Origin of the sequence: Cryobacterium sp. GrIS_2_6 (assembly GCF_035984545.1) — a bacterium.
In the GTDB taxonomy this organism is placed as follows: domain Bacteria; phylum Actinomycetota; class Actinomycetes; order Actinomycetales; family Microbacteriaceae; genus Cryobacterium.
This window is the reverse complement of record NZ_JAXCHP010000001.1, coordinates 555259-570906: the sequence shown is the minus strand read 5'-3', so window position 1 is coordinate 570906 and position 15648 is coordinate 555259. Positions and strand designations below refer to the sequence as shown.

At 63.2% G+C, this 15648-nt stretch carries 15 protein-coding genes and 5 pseudogenes; 15 read left to right on the top strand and 5 right to left on the bottom strand.

The window, feature by feature from the left end; translation table 11 throughout:
• Positions 1–124: 124 nt before the first annotated feature.
• The 5 genes and pseudogenes from RCH22_RS02740 (at position 125) to RCH22_RS02715 (ending at position 1994) form a co-directional block, all read left to right on the top strand.
• The gene (locus RCH22_RS02740; protein WP_327012735.1) at positions 125–568 is read left to right on the top strand and encodes a PRC-barrel domain-containing protein; all 444 of its coding nucleotides are present in this window, start codon (positions 125–127) and stop codon (positions 566–568) included.
• Positions 569–912: 344 nt separating this feature from the next.
• Positions 913–1233, top strand: coding sequence for a M1 family aminopeptidase (locus RCH22_RS21125; protein WP_369125295.1), 321 nt, complete (start codon positions 913–915; stop codon positions 1231–1233).
• Positions 1179–1649, top strand: coding sequence for a hypothetical protein (locus tag RCH22_RS21120; protein WP_369125294.1), 471 nt, complete (start codon positions 1179–1181; stop codon positions 1647–1649). The genes RCH22_RS21125 and RCH22_RS21120 overlap by 55 nt, the downstream gene beginning before the upstream one ends.
• A pseudogene (locus RCH22_RS21115) lies at positions 1568–1860 on the top strand (4Fe-4S cluster-binding domain-containing protein); the annotation flags it as partial. The gene RCH22_RS21120 and the pseudogene RCH22_RS21115, both read left to right, overlap by 82 nt.
• Positions 1800–1994: a 4Fe-4S cluster-binding domain-containing protein gene (locus RCH22_RS02715; protein ID WP_327012734.1), complete on the top strand. Its 195-nt coding sequence runs from the start codon at positions 1800–1802 to the stop codon at positions 1992–1994. The pseudogene RCH22_RS21115 and the gene RCH22_RS02715, both read left to right, overlap by 61 nt.
• Positions 1995–2152: 158 nt before the next feature.
• Here the strand turns inward: RCH22_RS02715 and RCH22_RS02710 are convergent, their stop codons facing one another.
• Together RCH22_RS02710 and RCH22_RS02705 are read right to left on the bottom strand one after the other, a co-directional pair.
• Positions 2153–3337 (bottom strand): permease, encoded by a 1185-nt coding sequence (locus tag RCH22_RS02710; RefSeq protein ID WP_327012733.1) that lies wholly within the window; start codon positions 3335–3337, stop codon positions 2153–2155.
• A 57-nt stretch (positions 3338–3394) separates the two neighbouring features.
• On the bottom strand, positions 3395–4600 hold the full coding sequence (locus tag RCH22_RS02705) for a cation:proton antiporter (protein ID WP_327012732.1): 1206 nt from the start codon (positions 4598–4600) through the stop codon (positions 3395–3397).
• Between the two features lie 401 nt (positions 4601–5001).
• Here RCH22_RS02705 and RCH22_RS02700 point away from each other — a divergent pair, with 401 nt between their 5' ends.
• Positions 5002–5358, top strand: a complete 357-nt coding sequence (locus RCH22_RS02700) for an HPF/RaiA family ribosome-associated protein (protein WP_327012731.1) — start codon at positions 5002–5004, stop codon at positions 5356–5358.
• 106 nt (positions 5359–5464) lie between these two features.
• On the opposite strand, the gene ctaD is transcribed toward RCH22_RS02700, so the two are convergent.
• Both ctaD and RCH22_RS02690 read right to left on the bottom strand, forming a co-directional pair.
• The gene (ctaD, locus tag RCH22_RS02695; RefSeq protein WP_327015438.1) at positions 5465–7048 is read right to left on the bottom strand and encodes a cytochrome c oxidase subunit I; all 1584 of its coding nucleotides are present in this window, start codon (positions 7046–7048) and stop codon (positions 5465–5467) included.
• A 209-nt stretch (positions 7049–7257) separates the two neighbouring features.
• Positions 7258–8628, bottom strand: a pseudogene (locus tag RCH22_RS02690) (glycoside hydrolase family 15 protein); the annotation flags it as partial.
• Here RCH22_RS02690 and RCH22_RS02685 point away from each other — a divergent pair.
• The 3 genes and pseudogenes from RCH22_RS02685 to RCH22_RS02675 all read left to right on the top strand — a co-directional run.
• Positions 8557–8811: a hypothetical protein gene (locus RCH22_RS02685; protein ID WP_327012730.1), complete on the top strand. Its 255-nt coding sequence runs from the start codon at positions 8557–8559 to the stop codon at positions 8809–8811. The pseudogene RCH22_RS02690 and the gene RCH22_RS02685 sit on opposite strands and share 72 nt — an antisense overlap.
• Positions 8812–9197: 386 nt before the next feature.
• On the top strand, positions 9198–10145 hold the full coding sequence (locus RCH22_RS02680; RefSeq protein WP_322137445.1) for a ferritin-like domain-containing protein: 948 nt from the start codon (positions 9198–9200) through the stop codon (positions 10143–10145).
• A gap of 106 nt (positions 10146–10251) precedes the next feature.
• Positions 10252–10464: pseudogene (locus RCH22_RS02675) on the top strand (integrase core domain-containing protein); the annotation flags it as partial.
• 45 nt (positions 10465–10509) lie between these two features.
• Here RCH22_RS02675 and RCH22_RS02670 read toward each other — a convergent pair.
• Positions 10510–11206, bottom strand: a pseudogene (locus RCH22_RS02670) (IS256 family transposase); the annotation flags it as partial.
• A gap of 268 nt (positions 11207–11474) precedes the next feature.
• Between RCH22_RS02670 and RCH22_RS02665 the strand changes: the two are divergent.
• The 6 genes and pseudogenes from RCH22_RS02665 (at position 11475) to RCH22_RS02640 (ending at position 15645) form a co-directional block, all read left to right on the top strand.
• Positions 11475–12533 (top strand): IS110 family transposase, encoded by a 1059-nt coding sequence (locus RCH22_RS02665; RefSeq protein WP_327012729.1) that lies wholly within the window; start codon positions 11475–11477, stop codon positions 12531–12533.
• A gap of 342 nt (positions 12534–12875) precedes the next feature.
• Positions 12876–13213: pseudogene (locus RCH22_RS02660) on the top strand (transposase); the annotation flags it as partial.
• Complete coding sequence (locus RCH22_RS02655) at positions 13116–13574, top strand: flagellar assembly protein FliW (protein WP_327015437.1); 459 nt, start codon at positions 13116–13118, stop codon at positions 13572–13574. The pseudogene RCH22_RS02660 and the gene RCH22_RS02655, both read left to right, overlap by 98 nt.
• Positions 13575–13772: 198 nt before the next feature.
• Positions 13773–13940, top strand: a complete 168-nt coding sequence (locus RCH22_RS02650) for a hypothetical protein (protein ID WP_327012728.1) — start codon at positions 13773–13775, stop codon at positions 13938–13940.
• On the top strand, positions 13937–14683 hold the full coding sequence (locus tag RCH22_RS02645; protein ID WP_327012727.1) for a cytochrome b N-terminal domain-containing protein: 747 nt from the start codon (positions 13937–13939) through the stop codon (positions 14681–14683). Before RCH22_RS02650 ends, RCH22_RS02645 begins: the two co-directional genes overlap by 4 nt.
• The gene (locus RCH22_RS02640; RefSeq protein WP_327012726.1) at positions 14680–15645 is read left to right on the top strand and encodes a hypothetical protein; all 966 of its coding nucleotides are present in this window, start codon (positions 14680–14682) and stop codon (positions 15643–15645) included. The genes RCH22_RS02645 and RCH22_RS02640 overlap by 4 nt, the downstream gene beginning before the upstream one ends.
• The last annotated feature ends 3 nt before the right edge of the window (positions 15646–15648 follow it).

Here is a 15648-nt window from a genome sequence, read left to right as displayed (position 1 = left end):
CGCGGGTGGTAACGCCATCGATCCTGACAGGGCCTGACTGGACCTGCCACTCCGCCTCCCGAATGAAAGCGAACCAACAGCCAACGCAAGACAAGGCGGCACACCGCCGGAACGGATAGGGAAAATGACAGATGCGCACTTCGACAAGCTGGTCAGGCTACAGGACAGTGACGAAACCGTCGCCGAGCGAGAAAATGACATTCGAGGTCGGCGAGTGTTCGACAAAGACCACCAACCCCTCGGGAAAATCGACGCGCTGCTCCTGGATGAAAAAGAGAACAAGATTCGATTCCTTGAAGTGGCCTCCGGCGGCTTCCTGGGACTTGGAGAAGCCAAATCATTCATCCCGATAGATGCGATCACGAAGATCACCCAGGACGAAGTCCACATCAGCCAGTCCGCCGAGCACATCGCCGGAGCACCCACGTACGACCCAGAACTCGTGAACCAAAAGGAATTCTACGAAAATACCTACGGTTACTACGGAGTCATGCCGTTCTGGAGCCCCGGCTACTCACTTCCGACGTACCCAGGCGAGGATCCACTCGCCGGCAAGTGGTATCGCTGACCATCGTTCGACAATGCCTTCCTGAACACAGCCAGGGGACACCTCCGCGATTCCCCGTCCCCCAAGCACGCACAGGATCGCTTCACGCCTCGAAGCGTCGCTGAACGTCGGAGTAGGACTCCGCCCCGGCGAGGAAGCCGAGGGTGCCAGAGTAGAGCAACCTCGGGCCGCCAGCGGTCAACGCTCTGATCAAGCCGTAAGGACGTTTGCGTCGGCGTGGCTTGAGTTAGGGCGAGGACCTCGCTTTAACACGCCGTCAAACCCCGACTGTCGACGATTCAGTCGACTACGCCCTAGAGACTCAAACCCCGCCTGTTTACTCACAGGTCGCGGACGAAGCAACAGTGGTCCATGAACTCGGGCACCAATGGTTCGGCGATTCGGTGACGCCCTCTGGCTGGAAGGATATCTGGCTGAATGAAGGCTGGCCACCTACATCGAATGGCTGTGCGCTCAGCATCAAGGCACCGCAACGATTCCTGCGCAGTTTGCCGACGCGATGCCATACCTGGAGGCAAACAACGGCTGGACGCTCAACATCGCAGACCCAGGTCGAGACGAACTCTTCGCGGCACCGGTCTACCTACGGGGAGCGGTCGCACTGCATGCGTTGCGCGCGCAGGTCGGCGACAAGGCGTTCTTCGCTGGCACCCGCTTGTGGTTGAACCGGTACAAGGGCGCCACGGCGACCACGGTAGACTTCGAAGCCGTGATGGAAAAGACCTCAGGCCAACCGCTCAACACCTTCTTCGACGAGTGGCTGCGCCAGGACCTCCGCCCGGCAATGTCGCAGCTCCAGGCACAGCCCCGGCGGCCCAGAGCGGCGCGTCCCAGGGGCCGGCCGCATCCGACTTCAACAAGGGCCACAATTCAACAAGGGCCACAAAGACGCTCGCTGACGAGTGGGTATTTCCGTAAACAGAGAAGTGGCATGGTTCGAGCTACCTGTCCGGATGCCTGTTCGCCTGCGAGGGCTGTTTCAACGAAGCCACTTGTAGCTTCCGCTACGGCCAGGAATACAGCCAGGAACTCGAAGACCAGATCCTGGCCTACCTCGGCCAGGAGTACGTCCAGGGCCTGACCTTCTCGGCGGCGAACCCTTTCTCAACACCGGGGTCTGCCTCGGGCTGATCGACCGGGTCCGGCGGGAGTTCGGTTCGTCGACGGACGTGTGGTCCTCGACCGGATACACCCTCGAGGAGCTGTTGCTCGAAGCCCGGATAAGCTCGCCATGCTCCGCGGAATCGACGTCCTGGTCGACGGCCGGTTCGAGCTCGCGAAACGTGACCTGAACCTGCAGTTCCGGGGCAGCAGCAACCAACGGATCATCGACGTCCCCGCGTCCCTGACCGCCGGAGAGGTGGTCCTGTGGGGTGGACTCCGGGATGCAACGAGCACTTCGAACAGATCGAAAAACGCCAGCTGATCCTGCCAGAAGGTGGAGGATGCCCGTGCCCGGAGATACGCGGGGAGTCCTAGCGGAAATACAGATGAACGCGGACCGAAATCGCGGCCATTCCGGGAAGAACCAGGATGAGTCCCGAGTGCGCACCATGAGGCCGCGCATCATGCCAGCCTCTCCCCCTAAGCCGGTGCGGCCTCATCCGTGGCGGGAGTCCCGTCCTGGGCCTCGGGCGATCCGCCCATCATCGCCAGCATCGACCGGCTCCCGGAGCGGAAGAACACGATCAGCAGGGCGCCGGCGAGGATGATGGCAGCAATGTTCAGCCACGTCGTGTAGTTCCAGCTGATCCCGGCTTCGACGATGCTCAGACTACGATTGGCCGGCACAAGTCCGAGCGGAGTGAAGAGCAACTCGACCGCGTACCCAGCCAGCACCATGGCGCCGTAAAAAATGGAGGTGATCCGTGCTGCCGGTTTCCATCCGTAGTACTTCTTGTAGATCAGGATGATCGGAATGATGATCAGGTCGGCAAAGATGAAGCTCACGACGCCGCCGAAGCTGATGCCGCCGTTCCACAGCACAGCCGCCAGCGGAACGTTCCCGACGGAACAGACGAAGCTGATCATGGCTAGCAGGGGGCCGATCAGCGGGCCGAGAAGGAACGACAGCGTTGGGTCGTTTTGGAAGAAAATCGCTTGCAGCCATTCCTTGGGCACCCAGGCCGCGAACGCACCCGCGATCAGCAACCCGATGACGATGTCTCGGAGCACCGCGGCCCAGTCCATCACGAAGAACCGCGAAACACTCGTCATCCCGGCCGAAGAGAACAGGCGCTGCAGGAATCCCCTGTCGCTCTGCACCGACATGTCCATTGCGGCATGCCCCTCCATCGAACCGGCAACACCTTTTTCTGCCTGCTGCCGGGCCGCGTCGACGATTCTGCCGCCCATCCACAGCCGGCAGCCCAGCGCCACCAGGATGATCATGATCGGACCGCCGACGAATTCAGCCAGGGTGAATTGCCAGCCCATCACGAACGCAAGGATGAGGCCGAGTTCCAGGACAAGATTGGTGGACGCGATCTGGAATGCCATCGCGGACGTGAAGCTCGCGCCCTTTCGGAACAGGGCCCGCGCCAGGGCCACCGCAGCGTAGGAGCACGACGACGATGCCGCTCCGAGGATCGAAGCCACGCTGATCGCTCGCGGGGAATCGTCGGCCATCAGCCTGGTGATCCGTTCCTTCCGCACAACGGCCTGGATGATGCCTGAGATCGTGAAGCCGAACACGAGCGGCCAGAGGATCTGCCACGCCATTGACGCCGCCGTGAGTAGCGCATTCAGGATCGCCTGAATAATGTCCACTGGTTACTCCCTCTGAATTCGGGTGGCCGCCACCGGTGGCCGCCGCTTCATTAAGCACTAACGCGTCTGTGCCGGATTGTGGTCACCGCCCAGGTTCCGGGCAGCCTCCTTCTTCTCGAGTCGTGCGAAGTACCCGGCGATGGGAACGTCGGTGGACGAGTGCGCGATGATCGAGAGGGAGATCACGACGACGATCAGGTGAAAGAGGTGATCGGCGTCTGCATTGCCGCTGTCGAGCACCAGCAGTCCGTAGAGTACGGAGGCGAACCCCTTCGGACCGAACCAGGACGCCGTGGCTCGTTCTTCCCAGGGTAGTTTGCTACCCAGGAGAGCTATTTCCACGGCGAGCGGTCTCGCGATCACGATGGTCAGAACGGCGAAGAGATAGCCGAGAGGCGAAACATCCGCCAGGACGCTCGGAGCGATGAGCGCACCGAACACGAAGATGGCCAGCAGTTTGACGATCTCGGCGATGTACTCCCCGTACTCGATGAAGGCGTCCCGAAGTTCGGGCGATGCACTCGCAATAGTTATGCCCGCCGAGAATGCAGCGAGATAGAGGTTGGCGCCGGTCGCGACGGCGACGCCGTAGATGATGATCGCGATCGCGGCTGGGCCGAGCGACGCATACAACGGTGTCGCCGCGAGGTAGCGGATGCGTAGGAGGAGTGTGACGAGGAGCGGAACGATGATCCCCAGCACGATTCCGCCGACCAGTTCGAGCGACAGCACAACGGGGTCGACTTGCGGACCGCCGATCGCCGCGACGAGGATCAGAACCACCGGGAGGGCGAGCCCGTCATTGAGTCCTGACTCCACGTTGAGCAGGCCGCGAACCCGCTCCGGGATCTCAATCCGACCGACGATCGCCGAGGCGAACACCGGATCGGTGGGGGCGAGCACGGCCGCGATCAGCAGCGCTTCCAGCCATGGCAGGCCAACAAGCCACACTCCGAGCAACGCGGTGATGGCGAACGTCAACGGCATGCCGAGCAGCAGGGCGCGTCCAGGCAGCCGCCATACCTTGGTCAGGTCTCGGATGCTCAGCCGCTGTCCATCAGTGAAGAGCACGACGAACAGCGCGACCTGCGCGATTCCGCTCACCTGGTCATCCCCAGCCTGAAGCGCGAGGACACCGACCATCCCCTGACCGAGCAAGAATCCCGCCGCCAGGAACAACACGGCTGTGGAGAGCACGGTGCGATGCGCGATCCCGGAAATCAGTATGGCCGCGAGAAGCACAACGCCAAAGCTGAGGATCACTGGACCGACCAGCCAGTGGCTCCGACGCGGCGACCGCTCACCCAGGCGGAGCCCCGCGCAGTCTCTTCGGCAGAATCGCTTATGAGCCGGGTTCCGTCCGGGTCGCGTTTCAGGAGCGCATGAGCCACGGGGACAGCATATTCCTGGTGACGCACAAAGGAATTCAGAATTGTTGACCTGACATTCCGCGACAGCGCTCCCGGCGACGGCGTTCCCCGTGCGCGGTCCGGAGGACCGCGCTGGTCGCTTCGGCGTCGAGGACGCACCGCCCGATGACGTCATACTGGAATGGCACGACTCGCCTCGGTAGAGCGATCACAGCTGCCTGCGGGAACGGGCGGGACGTGCACGGCCCTGACCGAAAGGTTGGGAGCCGATGTCCCACCACAGAAGGAGCAACGATGCAGGTTCTCGTGAACACCGACAGCAACATTGAAGCCACGGACGACCTCGTGCGCGAGGTCGAAGCTTCCGTAGACACCGTGCTGGCCCGGTTCGAGCCCCGATTGACTCGGATTGAGGTCCACCTCAAAGACGAAAGCGCCGGCAGGACAACGCCCGACGACATCAGCTGCACACTTGAGGCCCGTCCGGCCGGCGGAAACCCCCTGGCGGCAACCGACAACGCCTCGACCGTGACCGGCGCCGTCACGGGAGCCCTGCACAAGTTGGCCAGCGTACTCGACAGCACGTTCGGTCGACTGGACAACCACAAGGGCGCGTCTGCCATGGGTGATGAACAGCCGCCCATGGTGTGACGCAGGCAGGACCCCTCTGGGTGCAGCGTATTCGTTCGACAACACGATGATTCCGCGACCCGGCGCGTGGTCAGCGAAGGGTAGTCCGGAATGAGTCCAACACGACTCAATGGTCAACTACGGGCATGGCGACCTCGGGGTGGTTGAGGTCGAAGGCCGGGCGCTCCGATCGGATGCGCGGTATTGACGTGAAGTTGTGTCGCGGCGGCGGGCACGACGTCGCCCACTCCAGGGATGCTCCGAAGCCCCAGGGGTCGTTGACGGTGACTCGGGGAGCCTTGCGCGCCGTGATGTAGACGTTCAGGAAGAACGGGATCATCGAGACCGCGAGGATCATCGAGCCGATCGTGGAGAGCTGGTTCATCCAGGTGAAGCCGTCCTCCGGCGAGTACGAGGCGTACCGGCGGGGCATGCCGACGACGCCAAGCCAGTGCTGCACGAGGAAGGTGGTGTGAAAGCCGATGAAGAGGAACCAGAAGTGCCACTTGCCCAGGCTCTCGTTGAGCATCTTGCCCGTCCACTTGGGCCACCAGAAGTAGAAGCCGCTGAACATGGCGAACACGACGGTGCCGAAGATGACGTAGTGGAAGTGCGCGACGACGAAGTACGTGTCTGACACGTGGAAATCCAGCGGCGGCGAGGCGAGGATGACGCCCGTGAGTCCGCCGAAGGTGAAGGTGACGAGGAAGCCGAGCGCCCACAGCATCGGCGTCTCGAAGGTCAGGGACCCCCGCCACATCGTGCCGATCCAGTTGAAGATCTTCACGCCGGTCGGAACCGCGATGAGCATCGTCATGAGCGAGAAGAACGGCAGCAGCACCGAGCCCGTCACGTACATGTGGTGGGCCCAGACCGCGACGGACAGCGCCGCGATCGAGATGGTCGCGTAGATGAGCGTCTTGTACCCGAAGATCGGCTTGCGGCTGAACACCGGGAACACCTCGGTCACGATGCCGAAGAACGGCAGCGCGATGATGTACACCTCGGGGTGACCGAAGAACCAGAACAGGTGCTGCCACAAAATAGCGCCACCATTGGCCGGATCATAGATATGCGAGAGGAAGATCCGGTCTGACGCGGCAGCCAGTAACGCAGCGGCAAGCACCGGGAACGCCATCAGGACCAGAAGCGAGGTGACAAGAGTGTTCCAGGTGAAGATCGGCATCCGGAACATCGTCATTCCGGGGGCGCGCATCGTGATGATCGTCGTGATGAAGTTGACGGCACCCAGGATCGTGCCGAAGCCCGAGAGCCCCAGACCCACCATCCACAAATTCCCCCCGACACCGGGCGAATACGTCGTACTCGCGAGGGGCTGATAGGCGAACCAGCCAAACGACGCCGCACCCTGCGGCGTCAGGAACCCGCCGACAGCGATCAGGCTGCCGAAGAAAAACGCCCAGAACGAGAAAGCGTTCAGGCGCGGGAACGCGACGTCAGGAGCGCCGATCTGCAGGGGCATCAGCGAGTTCGCAAAGCCGAAGAACAACGGCGTCGCGAACATCAGCAGCATGATCGTGCCATGCATAGTGAAGAGCTGGTTGTACTGCTCCTTGGTCTGCACAACCTGCAGACCGGGCTCGAACAACTGCGCCCGAATGACCAGCGCCATCACGCCGGCGAGGCAGAAGTATACGAACGAAGTGATCAGGTACATATACCCGATCACCTTGTGGTCAGTCGAGGTGATCCAGCGAACAAGGACATTGCCCTTGCGCTCGACGCCGGTCGGACGACGGGTGACTGTCGGGGCGGGTCCCGTTCCGTCCGGGCGACCCCCGACGCTCGTGCTCGCGGCATCCTGTCGGGCGGTACTGAATTCTGTAGTCACGTTCGTCTCCTCGTCGCAAACGCTCCGATAGGCGTACCCACCTTGTGCTCCGACGATACTCCATACACCTATTCCTGGGGGCTCGTGCGCGTGGCCGCGGCGATGGCGTCGGCCGCGCGCACGAGTGCGAGGTGGGAGAGCGCCTGGGGAGTGTTTCCGACTTGGCGTGAACCGGCCACGTCATACTCCTCGCTCAGCAGCCCCACGTCGTTGCAGAAGCTGACGAGTCGATCCATCAAGGTGCGCGCGTCCGCTACTCGGCCGCTGCGCGCATATTGCTCCACGAGCCAGAAGGAACACGCGAGGAATGGATGCTCGCCCGCGGGCAATCCGTCTACTCCCGATTCCGTGCGATAGCGCATCAGCAGTCCGTCGTGCAGTAGTTCCTCCTCGAGGGCCGCAACGGTTCCGAGCATCCGCGGGTCATCGGCGCCGACGTAGCCGATCTGGGAGAGAAGTAGCAGGGAGGCATCCACCCCGGTGCTGCCGTAGTACTGCGTGTAGGTGTTCCGAGCTGCGTCAAAACCTCGCGATTCGATCTCGGTACGCACCTCGTCTCGCAGGTGGGTCCAGCGCTTCACCGGGCCATCCAGCCCAAAATCGGTGACGGCGTGCACGGCGCAGTCGAATGCGGCCCAGATCATGGCCCGGGATGACACGAAATCGCGTTGCGGTCCGCGGATCTCCCATATGCCATTGTCGGGGCGCCGCCAGTTTTCCTCGACGTAGGTCATCAGAGCGCGCTGAAGAGGCCAGGAGAATTCGTCCTCGGCCACCCCGAGTGTGCGAGCGGCCTGCAGGGCGATCATGACCTCGCCGAAGATATCGCCCTGGTATTGGCGCCAGGCGTCGTTGCCCACCCGCACCGGGGAGGCTCCGCCGTAGCCGGGCAGGCTGTCCACCTCCCTCTCCGTGAGGCGACGTTCACCGGACAGGCCGTACATGATCTGCACGTCGCCCGGGTCTCCTGCCACCGCCCGGAGCAGCCACTTGCGCCACGAATCTGCCTCGGCATGGAACCCGTGCTTGAGCAGCACGTTCAGAGTCAGGGAAGCATCGCGCAGCCAGACGTAGCGATAGTCCCAGTTTCGATGGCCGCCGAACGACTCAGGAAGGCTTGTCGTCGCAGCCGCGACGATGCCGCCCGTGTCCTCGTGGGTGAGAGCGCGTAACACGAGCAGCGAACGGTGCACCTCGTCGTGATAGACCGGTGAGGCGACACAGCGGGATGCCCAGTCCTGCCACCAACGGGTGGTCTCGGCAAGGCTGTCATCCACCACGCTGCGTGGGGGTGACTGGCGGTGCGATGGGTACCAGGTCATCGAGGAATCCACTGTCTGCCCGGCAGCGACGGTGAATTCGGCAACGTGCGTGTGGTCGGATGCCCGCAACTTCGGCCCGCGCATAATCACGGCATCGGGGCCAGCGACCGCCAGCAGCCCGTCGCCGTGTTCGTCGAGACCGGCGTCGTGCTCCTACCAGGCAAGGGATTCGAGGTGGTGGACACGTCGGCCCGGGTCTCTCTGGCCAATCTCACCGAGAACGAATACCGGGCGATCGGGGCCGCAACCCGGCGCATCGTCGATGAATACCACGAGGCGTTCGCTCACTCACTGCCGTGACCACGTAGTTCGCCCGGGTCGACAGCACCCGGGAGGATCTTCCGGGCCGCTGGAGCCGCCCGATGTCCGGAATGAGGCGTCAGCCGAGCCGGCCCACCGTGAGCGTCACAGCACCCCCCGGGTGCATCGAGGTTCCGAACGTCAGGCTGGGACCATGGTGGGTTGCAGCCGGTGCTAGGCCGACCGGCCGAGAGGGCCGCCTATTTGATGTTTTCAGTATCTTGAAACTAATTCCTGTGCGAGCCCCTAAGCCGCACTGGCGGAGCGTAACGTTCGCTGGGTCGGAGTCATTCAGGCTGTGATGCGAGGTTGGACGCACCATGCTGTTTCGGGTGCGGACAGGGGTCCCGGCCCGCCATTGACACACGATGGTTGGAGAAGCGTTCATGTTCGAGCACAAATTCATTACCAACGCGATCAGCAGGAGCGCGGAAAACGCCTTGGACCGGCGCCGTTTTTTCCAGGCAGCGGGAGTCGCCGGATTCGGTGTCGGATCAGCGGTGCTCCTCGCCGGTCAACCCGCCCTGGCCACCGAACGAAAAGATGACGGTGGTGCGCCCAGCGATTCAGCAATTTTGAACTTCGCCCTGAACCTGGAATACCTCGAGGCGGAGTTCTACCTCCAAGCCGTCACAGGTAACGGACTGCCCGATGACATGATCACCGGGCGCGGCCAGCAAGGAGACGTCAGCGGCGGCTACGCCGTGCCCTTCGACACCCCTGCAATCCGTAAGTACGCGCAAGAAATCGCGGCGGACGAGAAATCCCACGTCGCCTTCCTCCGGAGCGCACTCGGTGGCGCCGCAGTGTCCAGGCCCACGCTCAACCTCGATGACAGCTTCACCGCCGCAGCCCTCGCCGCTGGACTGATCGGCCCCGGCGAAACCTTCGACGTGTTCGAGAACGAAGTCAACTTCCTCTTCGGCGCCTTCATCTTCGAAGACGTCGGAGTGACCGCCTACAAAGGCGCCGCACCCCTCATCAGCAACAAAACCTACCTGGAAGCCGCTGCAGGCCTCCTCGCCGTTGAGGCCTACCACGCAGGCATCATCCGAACCACCCTCTACTCCCTCGGCGTGGAGACCCCATCGATCTACCCGACCGTCCAGAAAATCTCCGACGCCCGAGACAGCCTCGACGGACCCACGGACCTTGACCAAGGCATCGGCACAGCCGACAAGTCCAACCTGGTCCCCACGGACGCGAACGCGCTCGCCTTCAGCCGCACCCCCGGCCAAGTCCTGAACATCGCCTACCTCACCCCCAACAAGGCCACCTCCGGCGGATTCTTCCCCGACGGCGTCAACGGCAAAATCAACACCAGCGGACACTAAACAACGGCCCTCTGCCCGATCCACAGCGGGCAGAGGGCACCCCATCAGCCCACAAAACGATCTCCCATGCCGGGATGACCCATGATGTCGGCACCATACGGACGTATGCTGGGACAACAGCATTGCGGAATCGTTCTTCTCAATACTGAAGAACGAACGCATCTACCGGACCGTGTACGCGAGAAAAAGCCAAGCTCGCAACGACGTCATCCGCTACATCGAAGGCTTCTACAACAGCCGACGTCGGCACTCAGCGCTCGGCTACCGCAGACCCAACGAAGTCCACCATGGTTATCAACAGCCAGCCCTGGCAGCGTAGAAGAAACCACCAGGTCCGCTGTCCGAAATCTCCGCCGCAGCTCAGTGCGTCGGAGATCACGAGCTTGACGCCGTCGAGACCGCGGGTCTTCAGCGAGCGGAGGAAGCTCGTCCAGAACGCCTCCGTCTCGCAGTAACCGACGTCGAAGCCGAGGACCTCACAGCGCCCGTCGGCGGCAACCCAGATCGCGACGACCATGGCTTGGGAGATGACGCGGTGGTTGACGCGAGCCTTGCAATACGTAGCGTCGAGGAACACGTACGGGTAGCCGGTCTCGCCGAGGTCCCGGTCGCGGAACGCGGCGACTTCCCGGTCCAGACGCGCAAATCCGGGACACTTCTGACTTGGAGATCCCGGTGTCCGCGCCGAGGGCCTTGACCAGGTCGTCGACCTTCCGGGTCGAGACGCCGTGGAGGTAAGCCTCCATGACGACGACGAACAGGACCTGGTCCGCCCGGCGGCGGCGCTCGAGGAGCGCGGGGAAGAATGAACCCTGGCGCCGCTTGGGGATCTTCAGGTGCAGGTCCCCGACCGTCGTCGACAGCACGCGCGGGCGGGAGCCGTTCCGCTGGGTGGTGCGGACTTGGGAACGCTCGAAACGGCCGACACCGATGAGGGCGGTGGCCTCCTCATCGATGAGTTCTTGGCAGAGGGTTTTGGTCGCGACGCGGATGCGGTCGGGGACATGGGTGAGGTTGAGTTCCGCGAGGAGCGCGAGCAGGGCAGACTGGTCTAGAGCCATCTCTAATGGTTAGTAGCTGGCCTGAGGCTGGCTGGCAAGCTGGTATCGGCCTTTCCCAACGTGACTCAAGAGCCATCTGTCCCGCGCAAGCGGTGGCTTTCACACGACCTGTCCGCTGGGCTAGGTCGGTGCCGGCCTGACCCGTTTCGATGGCTTCATAGAAGGTTGTCCACCCACGCTCCGGCGGGGATGTGACTCATTAGAGATCTGCCTCGCGACGATTCTCCCAGGCCCGGATAACGAACCATTTACCGGAAGAAGACACTTCGTGAGCACCGTGGCTGACACATACAAATACGTCATCGGCGTGGATACCCACGCCAAAACGCACACCTACGCAGTCGTTACTGCCGCTACTGGCGCAGTCATTGACACCGCTTCATTTCCCACCACCGACGCTGGCACCGCCCGCGCGATCGCATGGATTGAGCGACGCTCGGATGGGCAGCAGCTTGCCGCTGTCGAGGGCACCGGCTCCTACGGAGCCACCGTGACTCGCGCTCTCACCACCGCGGGGATCCGCGTCTGCGAGGTCAAACCACCCAAACGGCAGGCCCGGGATGGTCACGGCAAAACCGACCAAATCGATGCCGTGGCTGCCGCCCGCACCGCGCTTGGCACCGATGCGACCGCGCTGATTCTGCCGCGCGCCGACGGGCTTCGCAGCGCCCTTCGAGTTCTGCTCGTCGCGAGACACAGTATCGATTCCCAACGCACCAGCGACCGCAACGCGCTCAACGCGCTCCTGCGGATAATCAACCTGGGCCTCGACGTCCGCGCACCCCTGACCAACACTCAAGTCGACATCATCGCCGCATGGCGCGATCGCTCCAGCGATGACACTGCCGCTGCCGTCGCCCGATCTGAAGCCCGCAGGCTCGCCTCCGCGATCCACCAGCGCACTCACGAGTTGGAAACGAATCACGCGGCCCTGTCAAAGCACGTCGACGAACTCGCTCCAGGCATCCAGGACATCCCCGGTGTCGGACCGTTCACGGCCGCTATCATCCTGACCGCTTATTCCCACCAAGGCAGAGTGCGCTCGGAAGCCGCCTTCGCGGCGTTGGCGGGCGTTAGCCCAATTCCGGCATCATCAGGAAATACGACCCGGCATCGCCTCAACCGCCACGGCGACCGTCAACTGAACCGAGCGCTCCACATCATCGCCCGCTGCCGCATGATCACCGACCCCACGACGAAAAGCTACGTTGACAGAAGAACCGCCGAAGGCAAGACCCGGCGAGAGATCCACCGCTGCCTCAAACGATTCATCGCCCGCAGCATCTATCGCTCACTGGCGACCCTTACTGCTTGGCTTCAACCATAGAAGGGTCGTGAGATGTGTCTTTGTTTGCGGAACTTTGAACGGTTCTCACTGACCATCGCACGATGGTTCATCACTTAACTGCCTACGCTCTGGACCGCGACTCATGGCCTCCATCCACGATGAATTCAACGGATGCAGTCAGCTCCAGTCCCGGCCGAAACTGGAGTCAATTGATGGTGCCACCTAGACGGTCGCCAATGAAGCCGTCCCCATGACGAGGGTATCGCTCGCCCGGCATGCGGCCAACGCTTCAATACCAACCTCGACCCAAAGATCCTCGCAACCCCTACGCGCACTGCGGGCGTTCCTGTTGGTTCGTGTCCGCCAACGCGACGCCGCAGCACCCGCTCGCGCGTGTTGACAACGACGGCCGGGACTTGACCCTGAAGATCCCCAAGCTGCGCCACGGGTCGTTCTTCCCCGCTCTCCTCGAGCGGCGGCGGCGGGTGGACCAGGTCCTGTTCGCCGTCGTTATGGAGGCCTACCTGCACGGTGTCTCGACCCGGAAAGTCGACGACCTCGGCAAAGCCCTCGGCGCGGACACCGGGATCTCCGAGTCCGAAGTGTCCCGGATTTGCGCGCATCTGGACCGGGAAGTCGCCGCGTTCCACGACCGGGACCTGGGCGCGACAGGGTACCCCTACGTGTTCCTCGACGCCACGTACTGCAAGACGCGGCTCAACCACCGCGTCCAGTGAGCGTCACCCTGACATTCGTCTCCCACCGCCCGGGCTCGACTCGCTGACCGAGTTCAACTTCACGGAGATCGCCGGCGCGGACGGCCTATACACGCTGCAGTCCGCGGACGACTGGCACACCCGGCTGTTCGTGCTCGACGCCGTGATCTACCTACCGAACTACTCCCCCGTCATCACCGACGACCACGCCCACTCCCTCGACCTCGCCGGCCCCGAAGACGCGCTCGTTCTCGTCGTGACCAACCCGCGCGAGGGCGGCACGACCGTGAACCTGATGGCGCCGATCGTCGTGAACCCTGCGACGGAGCGATGCGCGCAGATCATCCTCGAAGGCCAGAGCTGATCTCTTCGCGCCAAACTCGGCGCCCACCCGGAGTCCTGAACGCGCCTTCCGCAGCACTCCTTCCTGAACGTAGTCTCAGGTTCTTTCCCCACGGAACGATGAGCAGATTTTCCCGAACGGGAATAGCGTGAGTTTCATCGGGGCACAGCCGCTCGGATCCACCCGTGGCTGGCCGATATCCCGAGCAATGGAGCCGCAATGCATCCGCTCATCAGTTACTTTGCGACTCAGGACAGTCCAGGCATCTATGTCGGCTGGGGGGCATTCCAGATCCAGCTCGGCAATCTCATCGTGATCATCGTGATGATCCTGCTGTTTCTGCTGGCCCTGGTGCTCCCGTTCCCGAGTGGGAAGAAACGCCCATGAGCATCCGCGAGGAGCAGAAGAGCGAACCCGCCGAGGAGTACTACACCTGGACAGGTAAAGCCCGAGGCTGGTTGCTCAAGCACCTGCCCGCCGACAAACTGCTGCCACAGGACCAGCCCAGCTACGTCGCATCCTGGATCTACGTTTTCGGCATGGGCGCCATCGTCTCGCTTGTGTTCATCGTCGTTTCCGGCGTCGTGCTCAGCCTGAACGGGCCGGCCTGGTACCACGTCTCCGACTTCGGCCACTTCGTGAACAGCGTGCACCTCTGGAGCGTCGAGGTCTTCTTCATCACCATGGTCGTGCACCTCTGGGGCAAGTACTGGATGGCCGCCTGGCGAGGCGGGCGAACGCTCACCTGGCTCACCGGGATGGCCGCCTTCCTCGTCTCGATCGTCGCGGCATTCACCGGGTACCTGCTCCAGACCAACTTCGACTCGCAGTGGATCGCCTTCGAAGGCAAGGACGCACTCAACGCCTCCGGCATCGGAGCCTGGTTCAACGTGGCCAACCTCGGCCAGATCTTCGGCTTCCACATCGTGCTGCTGCCCCTCGCGGTCGGAGCCGTCGTCGCGCTCCACGTGATCCTGGTGCGGATGCACGGGGTCGTCCCCCCGATCGACGCGGCTGAGAGCGACGCCCAGCTGAGTGGCGAAGTGCTGCTCGGCGACGGTACAGCGCTCGGCCACAGTCCAGCGGCCCGACCGGACGCGAACCCGGAACAGGCGGAGGCGACGCGATGAGCACCGCGACGACGTCCCGTTCTGAGCGCGACTCCGTCGCCCGACGCCCCTGGCGCGGAAGGGTGCGCGAATACGACCTTTTCAAGGAACTCACCGTTGCCCTCGTCGTCGTCGGACTCCTGATCGTGGGTCTCTCGGCGATCGTCGGTTCCCCGGACGAACCGAGCGTCACCCTCAAGTCCTGGGCGCAGGCAGAACCGGCGGACTTCGTCGCGACGGCGACCGCCGAGCTCGGCGGAACGAGTGATTCCGCCGGTTACGGGCCGCCCTACAACAACACTCCTGACGCGACCCAGACCATCGGGGCCTTCGACCTGCAGAGCTTCTCCGGAGTGCGACTGCCGATCGACACGGCGCAGGACCTCGTGATCACCCCGCTGACGACCCTCAACGTACCCCCGAGCGCCGCCCTCGACGCGTGGAACACCGCGATCGACACGCAGAAGACCGACTGGACCGCCGCATACACGGATGCCCTCACGAACGCCCCCGACGGCGACCCGGCCCAGGTCGCCACCGGCGACTACGGGCCCGTCCCGGTCCTGACCGGTGCCCTACTCAGGATGGCGAGCCAGGGCGCGCTCGACGGCGTCCTGAACGCGCAGCAGTCCTTCTACAACTCCGACTACACCCGCACCATCCTGTTCCTCGGCGACGGCGCATACTTCGGTGACCTCGCGACCGCCCAGCACCTCACGGGCGACCAGTGGGGCATGATGAACGAAACGGGGAACACACCCGGACAATCCTGGCTGTGGCTCTTCTCCTTCTGGTATCAGGTCGAGCCGTTCGCCTCCGCTCCGAATGCCGACCTGGTGGTCGTTCTCCTGATGCTCCTACTGAGCGTGCTACTCACGCTCGTGCCCTTCATCCCCGGCCTGCGGGACATCCCACGGTGGATCCCGGTCCACCGCCTGATCTGGCGGGACTACTACAAGAAGCGCGCGACGGGCCGGGGCTGACCA